The organism is Nitrobacter sp. NHB1 (assembly GCF_036964665.1).
Lineage (GTDB): Bacteria > Pseudomonadota > Alphaproteobacteria > Rhizobiales > Xanthobacteraceae > Nitrobacter.
Window position 1 is genome coordinate 2,307,474 of sequence record NZ_JBAMDA010000001.1, and the last position, 19,248, is coordinate 2,326,721.

General features: G+C 64.3%; 13 protein-coding genes and 1 pseudogene. 9 read left to right on the top strand and 5 right to left on the bottom strand.

Translation table 11 applies throughout. The annotated features are described in order from the left end of the window. Nucleotides 1-31: 31 nt before the first annotated feature. Entirely contained in the window at nucleotides 32-2,704 is a 2,673-nt protein-coding gene (locus tag V4R08_RS10725) for a ligase-associated DNA damage response DEXH box helicase (RefSeq protein ID WP_335579343.1), read from the bottom strand. Between the two features lie 292 nt (nucleotides 2,705-2,996). Between V4R08_RS10725 and V4R08_RS10730 the strand changes: the two genes are divergently transcribed. From V4R08_RS10730 to V4R08_RS10750, 5 genes are all read left to right on the top strand, one after another. After that, nucleotides 2,997-4,334 (top strand): outer membrane protein, encoded by a 1,338-nt coding sequence (locus V4R08_RS10730; RefSeq protein WP_335579344.1) that lies wholly within the window; start codon nucleotides 2,997-2,999, stop codon nucleotides 4,332-4,334. A gap of 96 nt (nucleotides 4,335-4,430) precedes the next feature. Then, the gene (locus V4R08_RS10735; protein ID WP_335579345.1) at nucleotides 4,431-4,982 is read left to right on the top strand and encodes a GNAT family N-acetyltransferase; all 552 of its coding nucleotides are present in this window, start codon (nucleotides 4,431-4,433) and stop codon (nucleotides 4,980-4,982) included. A 117-nt stretch (nucleotides 4,983-5,099) separates the two neighbouring features. Next, nucleotides 5,100-6,026, top strand: coding sequence for a zinc metalloprotease HtpX (gene htpX, locus V4R08_RS10740; RefSeq protein WP_335579346.1), 927 nt, complete (start codon nucleotides 5,100-5,102; stop codon nucleotides 6,024-6,026). A 286-nt stretch (nucleotides 6,027-6,312) separates the two neighbouring features. Continuing rightward, on the top strand, nucleotides 6,313-9,138 hold the full coding sequence (locus V4R08_RS10745) for a PAS domain-containing hybrid sensor histidine kinase/response regulator (protein ID WP_335580247.1): 2,826 nt from the start codon (nucleotides 6,313-6,315) through the stop codon (nucleotides 9,136-9,138). Between the two features lie 174 nt (nucleotides 9,139-9,312). Continuing rightward, nucleotides 9,313-9,729: a DUF1236 domain-containing protein gene (locus V4R08_RS10750; protein ID WP_335579347.1), complete on the top strand. Its 417-nt coding sequence runs from the start codon at nucleotides 9,313-9,315 to the stop codon at nucleotides 9,727-9,729. Nucleotides 9,730-9,799: 70 nt separating this feature from the next. On the opposite strand, the gene V4R08_RS10755 is transcribed toward V4R08_RS10750, so the two are convergent. After that, on the bottom strand, nucleotides 9,800-10,492 hold the full coding sequence (locus tag V4R08_RS10755) for an MBL fold metallo-hydrolase (RefSeq protein ID WP_335579348.1): 693 nt from the start codon (nucleotides 10,490-10,492) through the stop codon (nucleotides 9,800-9,802). Between the two features lie 125 nt (nucleotides 10,493-10,617). Here V4R08_RS10755 and V4R08_RS10760 point away from each other — a divergent pair, with 125 nt between their 5' ends. After that, complete coding sequence (locus V4R08_RS10760; RefSeq protein WP_335579349.1) at nucleotides 10,618-11,109, top strand: MmcB family DNA repair protein; 492 nt, start codon at nucleotides 10,618-10,620, stop codon at nucleotides 11,107-11,109. A 10-nt stretch (nucleotides 11,110-11,119) separates the two neighbouring features. Here the strand turns inward: V4R08_RS10760 and V4R08_RS10765 are convergent, their stop codons facing one another. Next, on the bottom strand, nucleotides 11,120-11,674 hold the full coding sequence (locus tag V4R08_RS10765; protein ID WP_011508837.1) for an ActR/PrrA/RegA family redox response regulator transcription factor: 555 nt from the start codon (nucleotides 11,672-11,674) through the stop codon (nucleotides 11,120-11,122). 78 nt (nucleotides 11,675-11,752) lie between these two features. Next, a complete protein-coding gene (locus V4R08_RS10770; RefSeq protein ID WP_335579350.1) occupies nucleotides 11,753-13,093 on the bottom strand; it encodes an ActS/PrrB/RegB family redox-sensitive histidine kinase in 1,341 nt (446 codons plus the stop codon). Nucleotides 13,094-13,453: 360 nt separating this feature from the next. Here V4R08_RS10770 and V4R08_RS10775 point away from each other — a divergent pair, with 360 nt between their 5' ends. Together V4R08_RS10775 and V4R08_RS10780 are read left to right on the top strand one after the other, a co-directional pair. Next, nucleotides 13,454-14,788 (top strand): polyhydroxyalkanoate depolymerase, encoded by a 1,335-nt coding sequence (locus V4R08_RS10775; protein ID WP_335579351.1) that lies wholly within the window; start codon nucleotides 13,454-13,456, stop codon nucleotides 14,786-14,788. 192 nt (nucleotides 14,789-14,980) lie between these two features. Continuing rightward, nucleotides 14,981-15,817, top strand: coding sequence for a M48 family metallopeptidase (locus V4R08_RS10780; RefSeq protein ID WP_335579352.1), 837 nt, complete (start codon nucleotides 14,981-14,983; stop codon nucleotides 15,815-15,817). Between the two features lie 188 nt (nucleotides 15,818-16,005). Here V4R08_RS10780 and V4R08_RS10785 read toward each other — a convergent pair whose 3' ends face one another. Then, complete coding sequence (locus tag V4R08_RS10785) at nucleotides 16,006-18,222, bottom strand: transglycosylase domain-containing protein (RefSeq protein WP_335580248.1); 2,217 nt, start codon at nucleotides 18,220-18,222, stop codon at nucleotides 16,006-16,008. A gap of 213 nt (nucleotides 18,223-18,435) precedes the next feature. Between V4R08_RS10785 and V4R08_RS10790 the strand changes: the two are divergent. Continuing rightward, nucleotides 18,436-18,927: pseudogene (locus tag V4R08_RS10790) on the top strand (DUF72 domain-containing protein); the annotation flags it as partial. Nucleotides 18,928-19,248 lie beyond the last annotated feature (321 nt).

Below are 19,248 nucleotides of genomic sequence, written 5' to 3' on the forward strand. Positions count from 1 at the left end.
CGCAATGACGATTCAACCTGATCATCCTGCCTTAATCCCGCGCTATCGCCTCGCGCACCAGTTCCTCGGCGGCTTCCGCCAGCAGTTCATCCGACGCCTCGCCATAGATCGCCTCGCGGCCGATCTCCAGCATCACCGGAACCGCGAGCGGCGAAATGCGGTCGAGCGGCTTGTGGGTGATCCGGCCCCTGATCCGCGCTAGCATATCGCTCAGGCGGCGGATATCCAGCAACCCGGCCGCCGCATCGGCACGCGCCGCGCGCAACAGCACATGATCGGGCTGATGCTTGCGCAGCACGTCGTAGACGAGATCGGTGGAGAACAAAACCTGCCGCCGGGTCTTCTCATCAGAAGTCGAACGCCGCGCGATCAGCCCGGAGATGATCGCGCAACTGCGGAACGTGCGCTTCATCAGCGCCGATTCCGCAAGCCATGCCTCGAGATCGTCGCCCAGCATGTCCGGATCGAACAGCGCATCGAGATCAAGCTGGCGCTGCCGGATCATCGACGAGATGTCGCCGAGCATCCAGATCGCCAGCGCATATTCGTTGGCGACGAAGCCGAGCGGCCGCACGCGCATCCGCTCCAGCCGCCGCGTCAACAGCATGCCGAGGGTCTGGTGCGCGAGCCGTCCTTCGAACGGATAGCAGACAAGGTAATGCTTGTCGGCGCGCGGAAAGGTCTCGACGATCATCTCGCGCGCATGCGGCACGCTCGAAAAATGCGACTGCAGCGACAGCCATTCCCGCACCTGATCCGGTAAGCCGCTCCATGCGCGCTTGTCGTCGAGAAGGTTGCGCACGCGTTCCGCGAGATAGGTCGAGAGCGGAAACTTGCCACCCATATAGGACGGCACCTTTGGGCTCTCGTCGTTGGCGCGCAAGACGTAAACCTGATCCTCGACCAGCGCCTCGTAGCGCACGATCTCGCCGCCGAACACGAAAGTGTCGCCGGCGACGAGACCTTCGATGAAATATTCCTCGATCTCACCGAGCATCCGGCCGCCGCTTGCGATGGCACCGGTCGAACCTTTACCTCTGTTTTGGCCGCCATGCCGCGAGCGCACCAGCTTCACCTTCAGCATCGCCTCCTCGACAATGGTGCCGACGTTGAGGCGATAGCTCTGCCGCACGCGCGGATTGGCGACGCGCCAGCGGCCCTCTTTGTCCTGCCTGATGCGGGCGAAGCGCTCATAGCTTTTCAGCGCATAGCCGCCGGTGGCGACGAAATCGATCACGTCGTCGAAGTCGGCGCGTGCGAGGTCCGCATAGGGCGCTGCGGTCCGCACCTCGTCGTAGAGCCGATCGGCATGGAACGGCTCGCCGCAGGCGCAGCCCATAACATGCTGCGCCAGCACGTCGAGCGCACCGGTGCGCAATGGCGGGGTATCCTGCGCGTTCTCGTTGACCGCGTCGATGGCGACGCGGCATTCCAGCACCTCGAATCGATTGGCCGGCACCAGCACCGCGCGCGAGGCCTCATCGAGACGGTGATTGGCGCGGCCAATCCGCTGCATCAGCCGCGACGCGCCTTTCGGCGCGCCGATGTTGATGACGAGATCGACGTCGCCCCAGTCGACGCCGAGATCGAGCGAGGAGGTGCAGACCACGCCGCGAAGGCGGCCTTCCGTCATGGCCTGCTCCACTTTGCGGCGCTGCGCGACATCGAGCGAGCCGTGATGCAGTGCTATGGCGAGACCGTCGTCGTTGATGCGCCAGAGATCCTGGAACAGCATCTCGGCCTGGCTGCGGGTGTTGACGAACACCAGCGTGGTCCTGTTGCGCTTGATGAGATCGTAGACCTCGGCCAACGCATGGCGCGCCGAATGCCCGGCCCACGGCAGCCGCTCGCTTGTATCGAGCATCTCGACAATCGGGGCCGCGGCGCCGCCGGCCACGACGATATCGGCAGAGACAGCCTCGCCGCACGGCTGCGGCACCAGAAATCGCGCCAGCGACTCCGGTTCCGCCACCGTCGCCGACAATCCGACCATGCGCATCCGCGGCGCCAGCCGCCACAGCCGCGCCAGCGCGAGTGACAACAGATCGCCGCGTTTCGAGGTCACCAGCGCATGGAGTTCGTCGAGCACCACGCGCTGCAACGACGAAAATAAAAACGGCGCATCGTCGGAGGCGAGCAGCAGCGCCATCTGCTCCGGCGTCGTCAGCAGGATGTCCGGCGGATAGCGCCGCTGCCGCTGCCGCCGCGACACCGGCGTATCGCCGGTGCGGGTCTCGACTTTGATCGGCAGCTTCATCTCTGCGACCGGCGCTTCCAGATTGCGGGCGATATCGACCGCCAGCGCCTTCAGCGGCGAGATGTAGAGCGTGTGGAGGCCGCGCGTCTTACTTCCCTCTCCCCTCGCGGGAGAGGGTGATCCGACGCGGAGCGGAGGATCGGGTGAGGGGGTGAACAAACCCGATCGTTGCCGAAGAAGCCCCCTCACCCGGTTCACCGCCTTCGGCGGCTCGCCACCCTCTCCCACGAGGGGAGAGGGAAAGTAAGAAAGCTCCACCAGCGTCGGCAGAAACCCCGCCAGCGTCTTGCCGGCACCGGTGGGCGCGATCAGCAGCACCGAGCGGCAGGCGCGGGCCTTTTGCAGCAACGCCAACTGATGCGCGCGCGGCGACCATCCTCGCGCCGCGAACCAGCGCAGGAAGCCCTCGGGCAGCGCAGGCTGCTCCTCGCGATCAGCAATTCCCACGCCCTCAGAGGTAGGCCGTCCCGCTTGCCCGGTCGAGGCCGGGAACGATGCGCACCGCGCCCCTCCCAAGGAGCGAATCAGCGAACACACGAACCGGCCGGGGTTCGGCTTCAGCGTGGCTGGAGATCGCAGGCGGAGCCGCGGTAGCACCCGGACTCGCCATGTCGCACGCTGATTTTGCAGGGTTTTCGGCCTTGCACGGCATCATTCCGGGCGAGTGTGGCTACCGAACCACAGACAAGCCACCCGTCGCAGCGTACAGTTCCGAAGTCATTTGAAGATGGGGACCATAATGAAAAGAATTTTGCTCGGCGTTCTGCTGGCCGGCACCGCGATGAGCGCCCAGGCGGCCGATCTCGCACCGCGCCCCTACACCAAGGCTCCGGTGATGGCCCCGGTCTACGACTGGACGGGCTTTTACCTCGGCGTGAACGCCGGCCTCGGGCTCGGCCGCGACCGGGCTGTGAATGATTTCGGCGACGGCACGGGAAATTCAACGTATCTGCAGCCGCTCGGCGCGGTCGGCGGCGGCCAGATCGGCTACAACTGGCAGACCAATTCGTTCCTGGGCCCGATCGTGTTCGGCATCGAAGCCGACATCCAGGGTGCGGACATGACCGACAATCGGACCAACGTGAACGGCATCCAGTACAACCAGAAACTCGACTGGTTCGGTACGGCGCGCGGCCGCATCGGCCTGGTCAACGGCCCGACCCTGACCTACCTGACCGGCGGCTATGCCTACGGCAACGTCAATACGACGGGAGTCGCGGCCGGCGCACCGTTCGCGTTCAGCGGCAACCGCAGCGGCTGGACCTGGGGCAGCGGCGTCGAAGCCGCGCTCGGCGGCAACTGGACCGGCAAGATCGAGTACCTCTATGTCGATCTCGGCAACCGCACGGACGTGTTCGACGGCGGCACCCAGTCGCTGCATTCGGAACTGCGCGAGAATATCTTCCGCGTCGGCCTGAACTATCGCATCGGCGGCAACAGCGCCTATGCCCCGGTTGCGACCGCCAACTGGACCGGCCTCTATCTCGGCGGCAATGTCGGTTCCGGCACCAGCCGCGACCGCACCACGGTGACCAACGTTGCCACTGGCGACAGCGGGGCGTTCAATCTCGCCCCCGACGGCCTCATCGGCGGCGGCCAGATCGGCTACAACTGGCAGGCCGGTAACATCGTCTATGGCCTCGAGACCGACTTCCAGGGCTCGACGATGGAGGACAACAAGACCTACGTCATCCGCACGCCGGGCGCCTCGGTCGATCTCAATGCGAAGCTGCAGTGGCTTGGCACGGTGCGCGGCCGCCTCGGCTACGCGGTCGGCCCCTCGCTGTTCTACGCGACCGGCGGTTTCGCCTACGGCAACGTCAAGACCGCGATCAACACTGTCAGCTTCTCGGATACCCGCACCGGCTGGACCGTCGGCGGCGGCATCGAGACGCCGTTCACCCTGCTCGGCCTGTTCGGCCCGAACTGGACCTCGACGACGGAATATCTCTACGTCGACCTCGGCCGCTCGAGCCACGATTTGGGGCCGGCCGTGCTGACAACCGGCGTGCAGGAGCATATTTTCCGCACCGGCCTGAACTATCACTTCAACACGCCGGTGGTTGCACGATACTGATCGCCGAGGCCCTGCCCTTAACGACTTCGGACTTCAAAGCCCCGGCCTCTCGGCCGGGGCTTTTTCTTTTGCAGATGCCAACGGAATCTTCGCGTCATGCCCGATCTCGCGATCCGAGCCATTGATGAGGCCGACCTTCCCGCCGTCACCGCGATTTACGATCATGCCGTCCGTTTCGGGACCGCGACCTTCGAACTTGTTCCGCCCGATCTCACTGAGATGACGCAGCGCTTCGGCGCGCTCCGGAACGGCGGCTTTCCTTGTCTGGTCGCGGAACTGGCGGGGACCGTGGTCGGCTATGCCTATGCCGGTCCCTACCGGCCGCGGCCGGCCTATCGCTTCACCGTGGAGAACTCGATCTATCTGGCGCCCGCCATCCATCGTCGCGGCGTCGGGATACAGTTGCTGCGCCGCCTGATCGCCGAATGCGAGGCACGCAGCTATCGCCAGATGATCGCCGTGATCGGCGATTCCGCCAACGCAGGATCGATCGGCGTGCACGCGCGCGCCGGCTTTCAGATGATCGGCACCCATCCCTCGGTCGGCCTCAAGTTCGGCCGCTGGCTTGACACCGTGATGATGCAGCTCGCGCTCGGCGACGGCAGCGCGACGATCCCCGCCGGCGGGGCGACGCGCAACTCGGGCTGACGAAGAACGAACTTCGACGGTTCCGCGACGGGCCGCCGCACTTGCGCGCCCAGATCCGCAATTCCCATGTTCTGGGATGCCGGCCCGCTATCCCCGGGCGGCAGTTGAGGGACCCCGATGAGCTATTTTCGTACCGCGATCCTGCTGGCAGGCCTCACCGGCCTGTTCATGGGCGTGGGTTATCTAATCGGCGGCGCCAGTGGCGCGATGATCGCGCTCGTTGTCGCGGCCGCGACCAATATGTTCGCCTACTGGAACTCGGACCGCATGGTGCTGTCGATGTACGGCGCCCATGAGGTCGATGCCGGCACCGCGCCCGACCTGCATCGGCTGGTGGCGGAGCTTGCCGCGCGGGCCGGGCTGCCGATGCCGCGCGTGTTCCTGATGGACAATCCGCAGCCCAACGCCTTCGCCACCGGCCGCAACCCGGAAAACGCCGCCGTCGCGATGACCACGGGTCTCGTGCAGTCCCTGCGCCGCGAGGAGCTGGCGGGCGTGATCGCGCACGAACTCGCGCACATCAAGCATCACGACACGCTGCTGATGACGATCACCGCGACCATCGCCGGCGCGATCTCGATGCTGGCGCAGTTCGGCATGTTCTTCGGCGGCAACCGCAACAACAACGGGCCCGGCATCATCGGTTCGCTGGCGATGATGATTCTCGCGCCGCTCGGCGCCATGCTGGTGCAGATGGCGATCAGCCGCACCCGCGAATACGCCGCCGACGAGACGGGCGCGCGCATCTGCGGCCAGCCGATGTGGCTCGCCTCGGCGCTGGCCAAGATCGACAATGCCGCGCATCAGGTGCCGAACAGGGAGGCGGAACGCGCCCCCGCCACCGCGCACATGTTCATCATCAACCCGCTGTCGGGGCATGGCATGGACAGTCTGTTCGCCACCCATCCTTCGACCGAGAATCGTATCGCTGCGTTGCAGAGACTCGCCGGGCAGTCCGGCAGCGCCGCCCCGGAGCCGAATCCGGCGCCCGCGCCGCATGGCCCATGGAACGGTGGGGCTCCCCGCCGCGGTCCGTGGGGTTAAGGAGCGCGACGACCTTCAAGATCAACCGATGGAGGATGCAACGCCGGCGGACGTTGGTCGGCGGCGGTGCCGTCGCCCCGAGAGATCGTGGTCCTGAGATCGTGCGGCGAATTCGCCGCGCCGCTTGAAGTTGCCGGCCAGAAGGCGTTGGCAACCTACCTTGCCGCCTGCAAAATATAATGGAACCAAACGGCCGGATGCGGCGTTTTCCTCTGATTGTGACTCGGTATCCGGTGTGTGGGAATCGTCCCTGCGGATCGGCCTGCCCAACGACCTGTCCGTTTTGATGCTGGAGAAGGAAAGTGTCAGTACCGGGGCTTTCCTCGCCGGCGGCGGGGAAATGGGTGATTTGACGCGCCGATTCGACTGGGCCGGGACATCGGTCGGCATTCCCGAGACCTGGCCCCAGAGCCTGCGCACGACGGTCCGCATCGTGCTCAATACCAACCACCCGATGTTGATCTGGTGGGGGCCGGATCTGATCCAGTTCTATAACGATGGCTACCGCCAGACCCTTGGGCCGGAACGGCATCCGAGCGCGCTCGGCCAGAGGGGCCAGGACTGCTGGGGCGAGATCTGGCACATCATCGGCCCCCAGATCGAACACGTCATGGCCGGGCGCGGCGCGACCTGGCATGAGGACGAGCTTGTTCCGGTCACGCGCCACGGCCGGCTGGAGCAGGTCTATTGGACCTACGGCTTCAGCCCGATCGATGAGGATCACGGTGTCGGCGGGGTGCTCGTGGTGTGCCGCGACGTCACCCGTGAACATCTTGCCAAAGTCGCCTTGCAAGAGCGGGAGACCGAGCTCGCGCGCGTGCAGGCGATCGGCCGGATCGGCGGCCTCGAGGTCGATCTGCGCACCGGTCATCGCAGCCGCAAGTCGCCGGAGTATCTGACGATACACGGCCTTCCGCCGGAAGCCGTCAACGAAAGTCATGAGGACTGGCTGCGTCGCGTTCATCCCGATGACCGCGCGGTCGCCGAAGGGCAGTTCATCGATACGGTGCGCGGCGGTGATCGCGAGTATGCGGTGCGCTACCGCATCATCCGGCCGAGCGACGGCGAGACGCGCTGGATTTCCGCGCGATCGGTGATCGAGCGCGATGCCGGCGGCAAAGCCCTCCGGCTGTTCGGTGCACACACCGACATCACCGATCAGGTCGAGGCGTTGCGTGCCATCCGCCAGCGCGAGGAGGAATTCCGCACGTTGGCGGAGGCGCTGCCGCATCACGTCTGGACAGCAAAGCCCAACGGCGAACTGAACTGGTGCAATACGCGCGTCTACGACTATATCGGCGCGAAGCCCGGCGAACTCGGCGGCAACGACTGGAACAAGGTGGTCCATCCGGACGACGCACCCGCCTCGGCCACGGCGTGGACCCACGCGGTGGCCACGGGCGAGCCTTATGAGATCGAATTCCGGCTGCGCGGCGCCGACGGCAGCTATCACTGGTTTCTGGCGCGCGCGGTGCCGGCGCGCGACGAAGACGGGCGCATCATTCGCTGGATCGGCACCAACACCGACGTCCACGATCAGAAACTGTTCGCAGGCAGGCTCGCCGAACTGAACGCGACACTCGCCGAGCGCGTCGAGGAGAAAACCCGCGAGCGCGACCGGATCTGGAACGTGTCGCAGGACCTGCTGCTGGTCGCGGACCACGACGGCATTTGCCGCTCCGTCAATCCCGCCTGGACGAGGACGCTCGGCTGGAGCGAGGCCGTGCTGCTGGGGCGCACCGCCGAATGGATCGAGCACCCCGACGACATCGTCAAGACGCGGGTGGAGGTCCGCCGCCTCGCGCGTGGCAAGGCCACGATACGATTCGAAAACCGGCTCCGTCACAAGGACGGTTCCTACCGGTGGCTGTCCTGGACCGCGGTCCCGGATCAGAACCTGATCTACGCCGTCGCGCGCGACATCACCGCGGAGAAGGCCGCAACCGAACGGTTGAGGGCAGCCGAGGAGGCGCTGCGTCAATCGCAGAAAATGGAAGCGGTCGGCCAGTTGACCGGCGGCATCGCCCACGATTTCAACAACCTGCTCACCGGCATCGTGGGCTCGCTGGATCTGATGCAGACGCGCCTCAGTCAGGGGCGGACCGATCGCGCCGGACGCTACATCGAGGCCGCGATGGCCTCGGCCAATCGGGCCGCGGCGCTGACGCACCGGCTGCTGGCGTTCGCCCGCAGGCAGCCTCTGGTGCCGAAGCCGGTCGATGCCAATCATCTCGTCCTCTCGCTGGAAGATCTGCTGCGCAGGACCATCGGCGAGGCCATCGATCTGGAGATCGCGCCGTCCGGACGGCTGTGGCAAACGCTGTGCGATCCGAACCAGCTCGAAAGCGCGCTGCTCAATCTCGCCATCAATGCGCGGGACGCCATGCCCGGTGGCGGCAAGCTCGCGATCGCGACAGCGAATATGACCATCGGCGCCGCCGATGCCGGCTCCTCCGCCGTGCGGCCGGGCGACTATGTCTGCATCACCGTCACCGACACCGGAACGGGCATGACCGCCGAGGTGGCGGCGCGCGCCTTCGATCCTTTCTTCACCACCAAGCCGATCGGCCAGGGGACCGGACTCGGGCTGTCGATGATCTACGGATTTGCGCGGCAATCGAACGGCCACATCGCCTTCGACACCGCGCCGGGACGGGGCACGTCGATCAGGCTTTGTCTGCCGCGCCATGACGACGTCGCCGAGGCCGATCAGGCTTCGCCCGCCAACAAGGACAGGATCGCGGCCACCGGCGAAACCGTGCTGGTCGTCGAGGATGAACCGGTCGTGCGCGGCGTCATCATCGAGATGCTGCACGATCAGGGCTATCTGACGCGCGAAGCCGCAGACGGAGCGACGGGCTTGCGGATTCTGCAACTGGACAAACCCGTCGATCTGCTGCTGACCGACATAGGGCTGCCCGGCATGAACGGCCGGCAGCTTGCGGATCAGGCGCGGGAGCTGCGACCGGATCTGAAAATCCTCTTCATGACCGGCTATGCCGAAAACGCCGCGAACGCCGAAGGCTTCCTCCTGCCCGGCATGGACATGATCACCAAGCCGTTCGATCTCGGCCATCTGTCGCAGCGCGTGCGGGACATCATTTCCGGCTGAAGCGTATCAAAGCAATTGGCGTCGTCATGTGTCGTCCCCGCGAAACGCGAAGGACAACGATACAGCCGACGCGGTTTTGTTCCATAGACAACCGCATTTTGCAGGCAAAAACCGGCGGAACGAAATGCCTGAGCCGGGACTTCTCCTCCGCACATCATGATCGGAGGAAACTTTATGATCCGTCGCGTCATTGGAACTGCCGCAATTGCGGTCGCATTGGTGCTCCCAGTGTCTGCCATCGCGCAGGGCGTGCCGGGCGGCATCGAGCGGGGTGCCCGCGAGGGTGAACGGGCCGCTGGGCCGGTTGGTGCCGTCGTCGGCGGCACGATCGGCGGAGTTGTTGGCGGCGTCGCCGGCGTGCTCGGCGTCGAGCAGCGTCCGCGCTTCCACCGCTACGTGGTCGAGCAGCATCGCACCTCATATCACTATCGGGAACCGGTCCGTGTCGGTGCAGTGCTGCCGGAGTCGGGCGTGACCTATTATGAGGTGCCGGCCGAATACGGCGCACCGCAATATCGCTATACCGTGGTGAATGATCGGACCGTTCTGGTTGATCCCAGGACCCACCGGATCGTCGACGTCATCGAATAACATCGTCGACGGAGCAGCGAAAGAAGAGGCCGTCGTTAAAGGCGGCCTCTTTTCCGTTCAGGGTGCGGCGTCACAGTCCGCCGGTCAGGAACGGGTTGCTCGCGCGCTCGTGGCCGATGCTCGATCCCGGGCCGTGTCCGCAGATGAAAGCGACATCGTCGCCGAGCGGCAGCAGCTTGTCGGTAATGGATTTGACCAGCATCGCGTGACTGCCGCCGGGCAGGTCGGTGCGGCCGACGGAGCCGTTGAACAGAACGTCGCCGACATGCGCAAAGCGCATCTCCCTGTTAAAAAAAACCACGCTGCCCGGCGAATGGCCGGGGCAATGGAGGACGTCGAATTCGAGTTTGCCGATCTTGACCTTCTCGCCCTCCTCGAGCCAGCGGTCCGGCGCGAAATTACGCATCCCGGTCATGCCGTAGCTGCGTCCGCTCTCGACCACATGATCGAGCAAGAACTTGTCGGCGATATGCGGTCCCTCGATCGGGACCTTCAGCGCGTCGCGCAATTCCGCGGCGCCGCCGACATGATCGATGTGGCCGTGGGTGAGCCAGATCCGTCTGACGGTCACGCCGCTCTTTTCGATCGCGGTCCTGATCAGCGGGACATCGCCACCGGGATCGATGACCACGGCGTTCCTTGTGGTTTCGCACCACAACAGCGTGCAGTTCTGGCGGAACGGCGTCACCGGAATAATGCTGGCGCCGGCTTTCGTCGCAGTCCGGTCGTCGGGTTGGTTCTCTTGTTGGTTTTCTTGGACCATGCGCACACAATGCCGATTTTTACAGCGCCGCCAAGCGATTTGAGCGGCATGACCGGTTCCACTTCCCTGGGAGGTCAAAAACACCAGCGTGGCTCGTGCCGTCGTTTTTGCTATGGTCCTGTCGCATGGAATCGAACGCCACCCACATCGCCCTCGTGCCTCTGCCCGACCGCCGCCAGTCGGAGACCGCGCTGGCGATTGCGCGCGGAACGGGGAGGTTTTTGCGGTCGCTGGGGTTTTGCTGCGTCAGCGAATTGCCGCTGCCGTCAGGACGACGCGCCGATCTGGTGGCGCTGAACGCGCGCGGCGAGATCTGGATTGTCGAGATCAAGTCATCGGCAGAGGATTTGCGTGCCGATCGGAAGTGGCAGGATTACCGGGCGCATTGCGACCGCTTGTTCTTCGCCTTCACGCGCGATCTGCCGTGCGAGATTTTCCCCGGCGACACCGGCCTGATTGTCGCCGATGCCTATGGCGCGCACCTGCATTGCGAGGCGCCGGAACACCGCCTGCCTGCCCCGACGCGCAAGGCGATGATGCTGCGCTTTGCGATGGCGGCGGCGCAGCGGCTCAATCGCCTCGCCGATCCGCAAGGCCATGCCGAGACGGGATTCTAAAGCAGGCGTATCAACGCGGTGCGCGTTTCGCCAGAATGCGTTGCAGCGTGCGGCGATGCATGTTGAGCCGCCGGGCCGTTTCCGACACGTTGCGGTTGCACATCTCGTAGATACGCTGGATGTGTTCCCATCGCACGCGATCGGCCGACATCGGATTCTGTGGCAACTCGGACTTCTCGGTGCCGCTGGCGAGCAGCGCCGCGACCACGTCGTCGGCGTCGGCGGGCTTGGACAGATAATCGACGGCGCCCATCTTCACCGCGGTCACCGCAGTCGCGATGTTGCCATAGCCGGTCAGCACGATCGCGCGGGCATCGGGCCGCTCACGCTTCAGGGCCGACACCACGTCGAGGCCGTTGCCGTCGCCGAGCCGCAAATCCACCACGGCAAAGGCCGGCGCGGATTTTCCGATATGCGCAAGGCCGTCGGAAACGCTGTCGCATGACGTCACATTGAAGCCGCGCGTTTCCATGGCGCGCGACAGCCTTTCCAGAAACGGCTTGTCATCCTCGACGATCAGCAGCGAGCGGTCGGCTTGCGGGATAACGTCGGGGGCAGCGTTCACGGTGATACCTCGCGCTTGGGTTGCCTTTGAAATATGGGCGCTGAAAGTCGCACCGCAAGCAATTGAGACTTACGATCGCTAAGTCGTTGTCTCAGCGATCGTTTTTGAGGTTTCGAAGCGGACGCGCGGCCACACGATCTGAACCACCGCACCATGCTCCGGAAATGTCCGGTTGGCGAAGGACACCTTCGCGCCGGTTCGCTCCAGCAAGGTGCGGGCGATGAATATCCCGAGACCGAGGCCGGCGCGGCTGCCTTGTGCATCACTGACGTTGCGGCGGCGCGACAGGTAAGGCTCGCCGATCCGCTTGAGAATGTCGGGGGCGATGCCCGGTCCGTCGTCCGAAATCACGATCTCGACGGTCTCGCTGCTCCACCAGGCATTCACTTCGACGGTGCTGTTCGCGAAGTCGACGGCATTCTCCAGAATGTTGCCGACGCCGTAGAGGATCGCGGGGTTGCGCATCCCGACCGGCTCATCGTCGCCGGTGGCCGCGATCCGGATCGTGATGTCGATGCCGAAGTCGCGATGCGGCGCGACGGTTTCCTCGATCAGGGTCGACAGCGGCATCCGGTCGAACGGCGCGCCGGACGACGACAGTTGCGCGATCTTGGCGAGAATATCGCGGCAACGCTGCGCCTGCTCCCGCACAATGGAGAGATCGCCGGCGAGCCGCTGCGGATCCTGCGCGCCATTTTCCTGCAGGGCTTTTTCCAGCTCGCGCGAAATCAGGAAGATGGTCGACAGCGGCGTTCCGAGTTCATGGGCGGCGGCGGCGGCAAGGCCGTCGATCTGAGTCAGATGCTGTTCGCGGGTCAGGACCAGTTCGGTCGCCGCCAGCGCGTCGGACAGCTTGCGCGCCTGCTCCGTCACCTGGAACGTGTAGAGGCTGGTGACGCCGATCGCGAGCACGATCGATAACCAGACCCCGACGAGATAGATCCGCGGCAGGATCAGCGGATTGTTGGCGTCCCATGGCAGCGGCAAATGCGTGAAGCCCAGAACCGTCGCGCAGGCAACCGCGAACCCGCCAAGCGCCATGGTCATCCGCGTCGGCAATGCGGTGGCGGAGATCAGCACGGGCGCGAGAAACAGATATGAGAACGGGTTCTGCAGACCGCCGGTGAAGAACAGCAGGGCCGCCAGTTCAGTAATGTTCAACGCAAGCAGCGCCGCGGCATAGCGCGGCTCGAGCCGCTGCATGGGATTGAAGATGACCTGCAAAGCAAGATTGAGCAGTGACGACAACCCGACGATCGTCACGCAGGGAATGATCGGCAGTCCGAATTCGAGTCCCTGCGCGACAACGAAGATCGCCGCGAGCTGCCCCAGTGCCGCGAGCCAGCGCAGCCGCAAAATAGTATCCAGCCGGACGTAGCGGCGCGGATGGCGGAAATCGGAGGCGTCGACGTCGGTCATTATCCAAGCTTAGAGCATGATCCCGAAAAGTGGGAACCGGTTTTCGGGATCATGCTCAATCAAAAGGATCGGACTCTGCCGCGCGGAGGACGAACCACAAACCGCGCTATAGCGTGCGAAGCATGTCCTCGGGCTTGACCCGAGGATGGGTACCGGTTCGCGTCAAAACAAAAAGCTGGAGCCCGGGTTTGATTCCATCAGAGCCGGACTCCAGGTTGACGCGAAAGCCAGGTATGGCGGAATATTTCCGCCACATCCGGTTCGCGTGATCCATTAACATACTATATGTAGACCTATGGCGGATTGACGCTATGCCTCCCAGCAGTCACTGTGTTGCGGCGCAATAGGGGATTGAGCAGAATGCCTATCGGTGAATTTGGACGCCCTCCGGATATGCCGGCGGAAGTCAGTCCGGCGATGACGACGCCGATGTACTGGATGTACGAGATGGCGCAGGCGTCGCTCAATCCGGCGCGCGCCGTCACCGATGCGACCAAGATGCTGTTCCAGAATCCGCTCAATCCGTGGTCGCATACCGAGTTCGGCAAATCCGTCGCCGCCGGCTGCGAACTGTTCGAGCGCACCACCCGCCGTTACGGAAAGCCGGAATGGGGTCTGCACAAGACCGAAGTCAACGGCGTGCGCACGCCGATCGAGATCCGCTCGGTCTGGGAAAAGCCGTTTTGCCGTCTGCTCTACTTCGATCGCATGCATGTGCGTCCGCTGCGGAAGCCGCAGCCGCGCGTGCTGCTGGTGGCGCCGATGTCGGGCCACTACGCGACCTTGCTGCGCGGAACCGTCGAGGCGTTCATGCCGACGCATGACGTCTATATCACCGACTGGACCGACGCCCGGATGGTGCCGGTGTCGGAAGGGCGCTTCGATCTCGACGACTACGTCGATTATTTGATCGAGATGCTGCATGTGCTGGGCGGAAACGTCCATATCATCGCGGTCTGCCAACCGTCGGTGCCGGTGCTGGCCGCCGTGTCGGTGATGGAGGCCGATGGCGATCCCTGTGTCCCGCTGTCCATGACGCTGATGGGCGGACCGGTCGATACACGCAAGAACCCGACCTCCGTCAACGACCTCGCCGCCGAGAAGGGCACCGACTGGTTCCGCAACAATGTCATCACCAAGGTGCCGTTCCCGCATCCCGGCGTGATGCGTGATGTCTATCCGGGCTTCCTGCAACTCAACGGCTTCATCACCATGAACCTCGATCGTCACATGGCCGCGCACAAGAATCTGTTCAAGAATCTCGTCAAGGGCGACGGCGACCTGGTCGACAAGCACCGCGATTTCTACGACGAGTATCTCGCCGTGATGGACCTGACCGCTGAATACTACCTGCAGACGGTCGATCTCGTGTTCGTCAAGCACGCGCTGCCGAAGGGCGAGATGGCCCACCGCGGGCGGCCGGTCGATCCCTCGAAGATCACGCGCGTCGCTCTGATGACGGTGGAAGGCGAGAACGACGATATTTCCGGGATCGGCCAGACCGAGGCGGCGCACGCGCTGTGCACAGCCATCCCCGACAACCGGCGGGCGCACTACATGCAAAAAGGTGTCGGCCACTACGGCGTGTTCAACGGTTCGCGGTTCAAGTCGGAGATCGTGCCGCGCATCAACGACTTCATGCAGTCGAACGCCAGGCATCCGGCGCAAGCATCGCGCGCTGCGGCCGCGGAATGAATCGCGCCGGCGGGGCCTGGTCAAAGCGCCAAACCCGCTGAAGCCCTCAAACGCAGTTCGTTGCTCTCTTGGAGGATTGAATCCATTATCATTCCTTGTAGAGCCGAAGTATGTTCAATGAACCTCGAATATTTTGTTCCGACGCCCATCCTGTAGGGGTGGCACGACAAATCCCCCCTGTATATTGGGCAAATGATTTGTTTTTGCGCCGAGCGATTCGACTGGCGCCGGATATGGCAGAATCCGGGCGATACTCCCGCCTCCGGATTTTCTGACATGGCCCGCGCACTCCTTTATCGACGTCCCGCCGAACCCTCCCGGCTTCTTATCAAACACGGTTCGCAAATCTATTCGGTGCGCTTGCGCCGGCATCGCCGCGCCCGCCGTTACACCTTGCGAATCCATCCGAGCGACCGCGAAGCGATCCTGACCATGCCGCCGCGGGGAACGCTTCCGGAGGCCAAGGACTTTGCGCAGCGTCACGGCGGCTGGATCGCGGCGCGCCTCGGGCGCCTGCCGAAGGCGGCGCCGTTCCACCACGGCGCGGTCATTCCGCTGCGCGGCGTCGCCCATCGGATTGTGCATCGCGCCGGCGAGCGCGGCACTGTGTGGACCGAAACACGCGACAGCGGCGAGCGCATTCTCTGTATCGCCGGCGGACTCGAATATCTCGACCGGCGTGTGCACGATTTTCTGAAGCGGGAAGCACGGCGCGACCTGCAAAAAGCCACGCAACGCTACGCCGATACGCTGAGCGTCAAGGTCAAGCGTCTTTCGATCCGCGATCAGTCGAGCCGCTGGGGATCGTGCACCTCGTCGGGATCGCTGTCGTTCTCATGGCGGCTCATCCTGGCGCCGCCGTTCGTGCTGGACTATCTCGCCGCCCACGAGGTCGCCCACCTCGTTGAAATGAATCATTCGCCGCGATTCTGGAAGGTGGTGGCGCGGATCTGCAATCATGTCGAGCGGGCCAAGAAGTGGCTCGACGCCGAAGGCAACGATCTCCACCGCTACGGCATTCAGGATTAGCGTGCTGCACGGAATCGCGGCGAGCGATTCTTATACCTCTCCCGCTTGCGGGGGAGGTCGACCCACGAAGTCGGTCGGGTGGGGGCTCTTACTACTGGACACTTGCCCCCTCCCCAACCCTCCCCCGCAAGCCGGAGAGGGAGCGCGCAGTGCCCCGACGAAGCGTTTCCTTGAAAATGAAGATGACGTTACCGCCCACCGAACACCCGGTCCATGAGCCAGCCGTCCAGTCCGCTTGCGGCTTCCGGCCGGACGTCGGTCCGGATCGGCGGAGGTCGGCCAACGGGTGGCACCGAAGCAGGAGGCACCGAAGAAGCGCCGGGAGCCGGCGCGACGACCTGCCGGCCGAGCTGCGCAATGTCCGGCAGAAGGCCGCCCCGCTGGGTGCCGGGGATCGGCTCGGGCCGCACGCCCTGATGCGCGGCGCGCATGAAGCGCGTCCAGACCTCAACCGGCAGGCCGCCGCCGGTGGCCTTGTGGGTCGGCGAGTTGTCGTCGTTGCCGAACCACACCCCGGTCACGAGCTTTGCGGTGTAGCCGACGAACCACGCATCGCGAAAATCCTGGCTGGTGCCGGTCTTGCCGGCAGCGGTCCATCCCGGAATCTGGGCCTTGCGCGCAGTGCCGCTGATGACCGTCTGTTCCATCATGGTGTTCATCATGGCGACGCTGCGCGGATCGATCACCCGGGCGGGGACGTCCTGCGCGCGCGCGTAGAGAAGCTTGTTGCCATCGACGGTGCGGATGCGATTGACGATATGGGGGTTAGCGGCATAGCCGCCGTTGGCGAACGGCGCGTAGGCGCCGACCAGTTCCAGCGGCGACACCTCGGAGGTGCCGAGCGCGATCGAAGCGTTGGGCTCCAGTTTTGATGTGATGCCGAGCCGGTGCGCGGTGCGGACCACATTCGCAGGCCCGACCTCCAGTCCGAGCCGGACCGCGACCGTGTTCAGCGACATCGCCAGCGCCTGGGTCAGCGTCACCGCGCCGAAGTATTCGTGACCGTAGTTCTCCGGCCGCCAGCCCTTGACGTCGAGCGGAGCGTCCTGCCGGATCGTCTCGGGCGTGAGCCCGGCCTCGATCGCGGTGAGATAGACAAACGGCTTGAACGCGGAACCGGGCTGGCGCTTCGCCATGACCGCGCGGTTGAACTGGCTGTCGGCGTAGTTGCGTCCGCCGACCATGGCGCGGACCGCGCCGTCGGGCGTCATCGCCACCAGCGCGCCCTGGCTGACATTGAACTTGACGCTTTTCGCGGCCAGTTCGTCGATCAGGGCGGCTTCCGCCACGCTCTGCAGTTTCGGATCGATGGTGGTTTCGACGACGATGCTCTGATCGACCTGGCCGACCAGATCGTCGAGCACTTCGCCGACCCAGTCGGCGACATAGTTGATGGTGCCGGCGCTGGCCGGCTTCACGGCGTAGGAGGGATGGGCGGCGGCGGCGCGCGCCTGCTGCTCGGTAATGAATTTCGCGTCGGCCATCGCCGCGAGCACGACCTTTGCGCGGGCCTCGGCGCCTTCCGGGTTGCGGTTCGGCGCAAGCCGCGACGGCGACTTGACGAGACCGGCCAGCATGGCGGCCTCGGCGAGCGTGACGTTCTTCGCGGGCTTCCCGAAATATTTCTGCGCGGCAGCCTCGACGCCATAGGCGCCGGAGCCGAAATAGACCCGGTTGAGGTAAAGTTCGAGAATCTGCGCCTTGGTGAGCTTGCGCTCCAGCCAGAGCGCGAGTTCGACCTCCTGAAGCTTCCGTTCGAGCGTGCGCTCCTGGGTCAGGAACAGGTTCTTGGCGAGTTGCTGGGTCAGCGTCGAGCCGCCCTGCGACACGCCCATGTGCAGGACGTTGGCCATGGCTGCGCGCAGGATGCCGATCGGATCGATGCCGTAGTGCGAATAGAACCGGCGGTCCTCGATCGCGATGAAGGCCTTCGGCAGATAGGGCGGCAGGTCTTTGAGCGAGACATTGCTTCCGGCCATTTCGCCGCGCGTCGCCAGCACGCTGCCGTCAGCGCCGACGATCTTGATGGTGGGCGGACGTTTTGGAATTTCCAGCGACTGAATCGGCGGCAGGTGCGCGCCGACATAGACCACCACGCCGACGACGGCGATGACCGCCCACAAAGCGAGCACGGCGCCCCAGTAGAACAGCCGGGACAGGCGGACGCGCGTCCGCTTCTGCGCACGCCCTTTGCGGGCTTTCCGATTCTGCGGCGGCTGGCGCTCGCGCGATCCGTCACCACCCGGACCGGCGGCTTTGCGCGGCGCAGCGCGCCTGGCTGGCTTGTCGTCGGCAACCGTGATGCGATCGAGCGGATTGAGGCGCAACTCCGCGAGCGAAGCGGCAACCGCGCCGAATACAGGTTCCTTGCGCCCGCCGCGCTTTTTCTTTCGTCCCCACACCATACGCAACAACGCCCACGCCGACCCACACTAGAATCATAAGATTGCTAGCGTCCCTTTGATTTCAAAGCTCGCATCAAAAGTTGCTGCAAGGCCATGCGGACTTCGAAATCGAGACACTAGCGATCGGGGTTTAAGGGGCGGTTACCCGAAAGTTAACGCAAGATTAGGGGATGAGGCGGCCGCAGCGAGCGAAGCGGATATCAGTCCACTAGAAAGTTCATCACGCACTGGAAACGGCTCGGTCCGAAATCCGGCAACAGCCTCGCCCTGCTGGAACGTCGCCTCCGCCTTCTGAAGGCGAAGGCTGGTCCGGTGCTATTTCAGCTTCCACCGCAATTTCAGAAGGACACCATGCAGCAAACCACGCCCTTACGTCTTTGAGTTTCGTCATCCGAGCTGGTACACGCTGGAAACTTTCGATCTTCTGCGCGATCATAGCAGCGCCCTTTGCATCTCGGATCATCACGACGCACCGGCACCATGGGAGGTAACCGCACCCCATGTCTACGTCCGCGCTCATGGGCCGTCGGGAAACTATCGCGACCGTTATGCGCCGCAAACACTGACGGCTGGGGCACGGCGGCTATCCGCCTGCGAAACGAGGGACACAGTATCTACGTCTATTTCGACAACGACCAGAAGAGCGCGACTCCGCTCGATGCCGCACGGCTGATGCGTCTGATGCACTTGAAAGCTGACATATAACCCGGCCTTTCAAGCAGTTTGAAACCGCGGCACATTTTTTGGAACATTTTTTCTCGGAGAGGATGCGGAGCAGCGCGCGCGACGCTCGCTGGCGCGGCCGCAGAGGCGCCCTGAGTAATGCCGCCAGGCTCCTGACCCAACGGCATTTTTTAGATGGAGTAGTGCGAACGGGGCCCAAGAACCTCAGGCCCCTGTTCCAGGTCCAGACCCGCCGGTTGCCCTTTCGCCGGCGGGTTTGATTTTGTCATGAAGTGAATGGGGACATTTGCAGCCGGACGACTCCCGGACCGGAACAAGGTTTGCTAATCATCCCCAACTGTA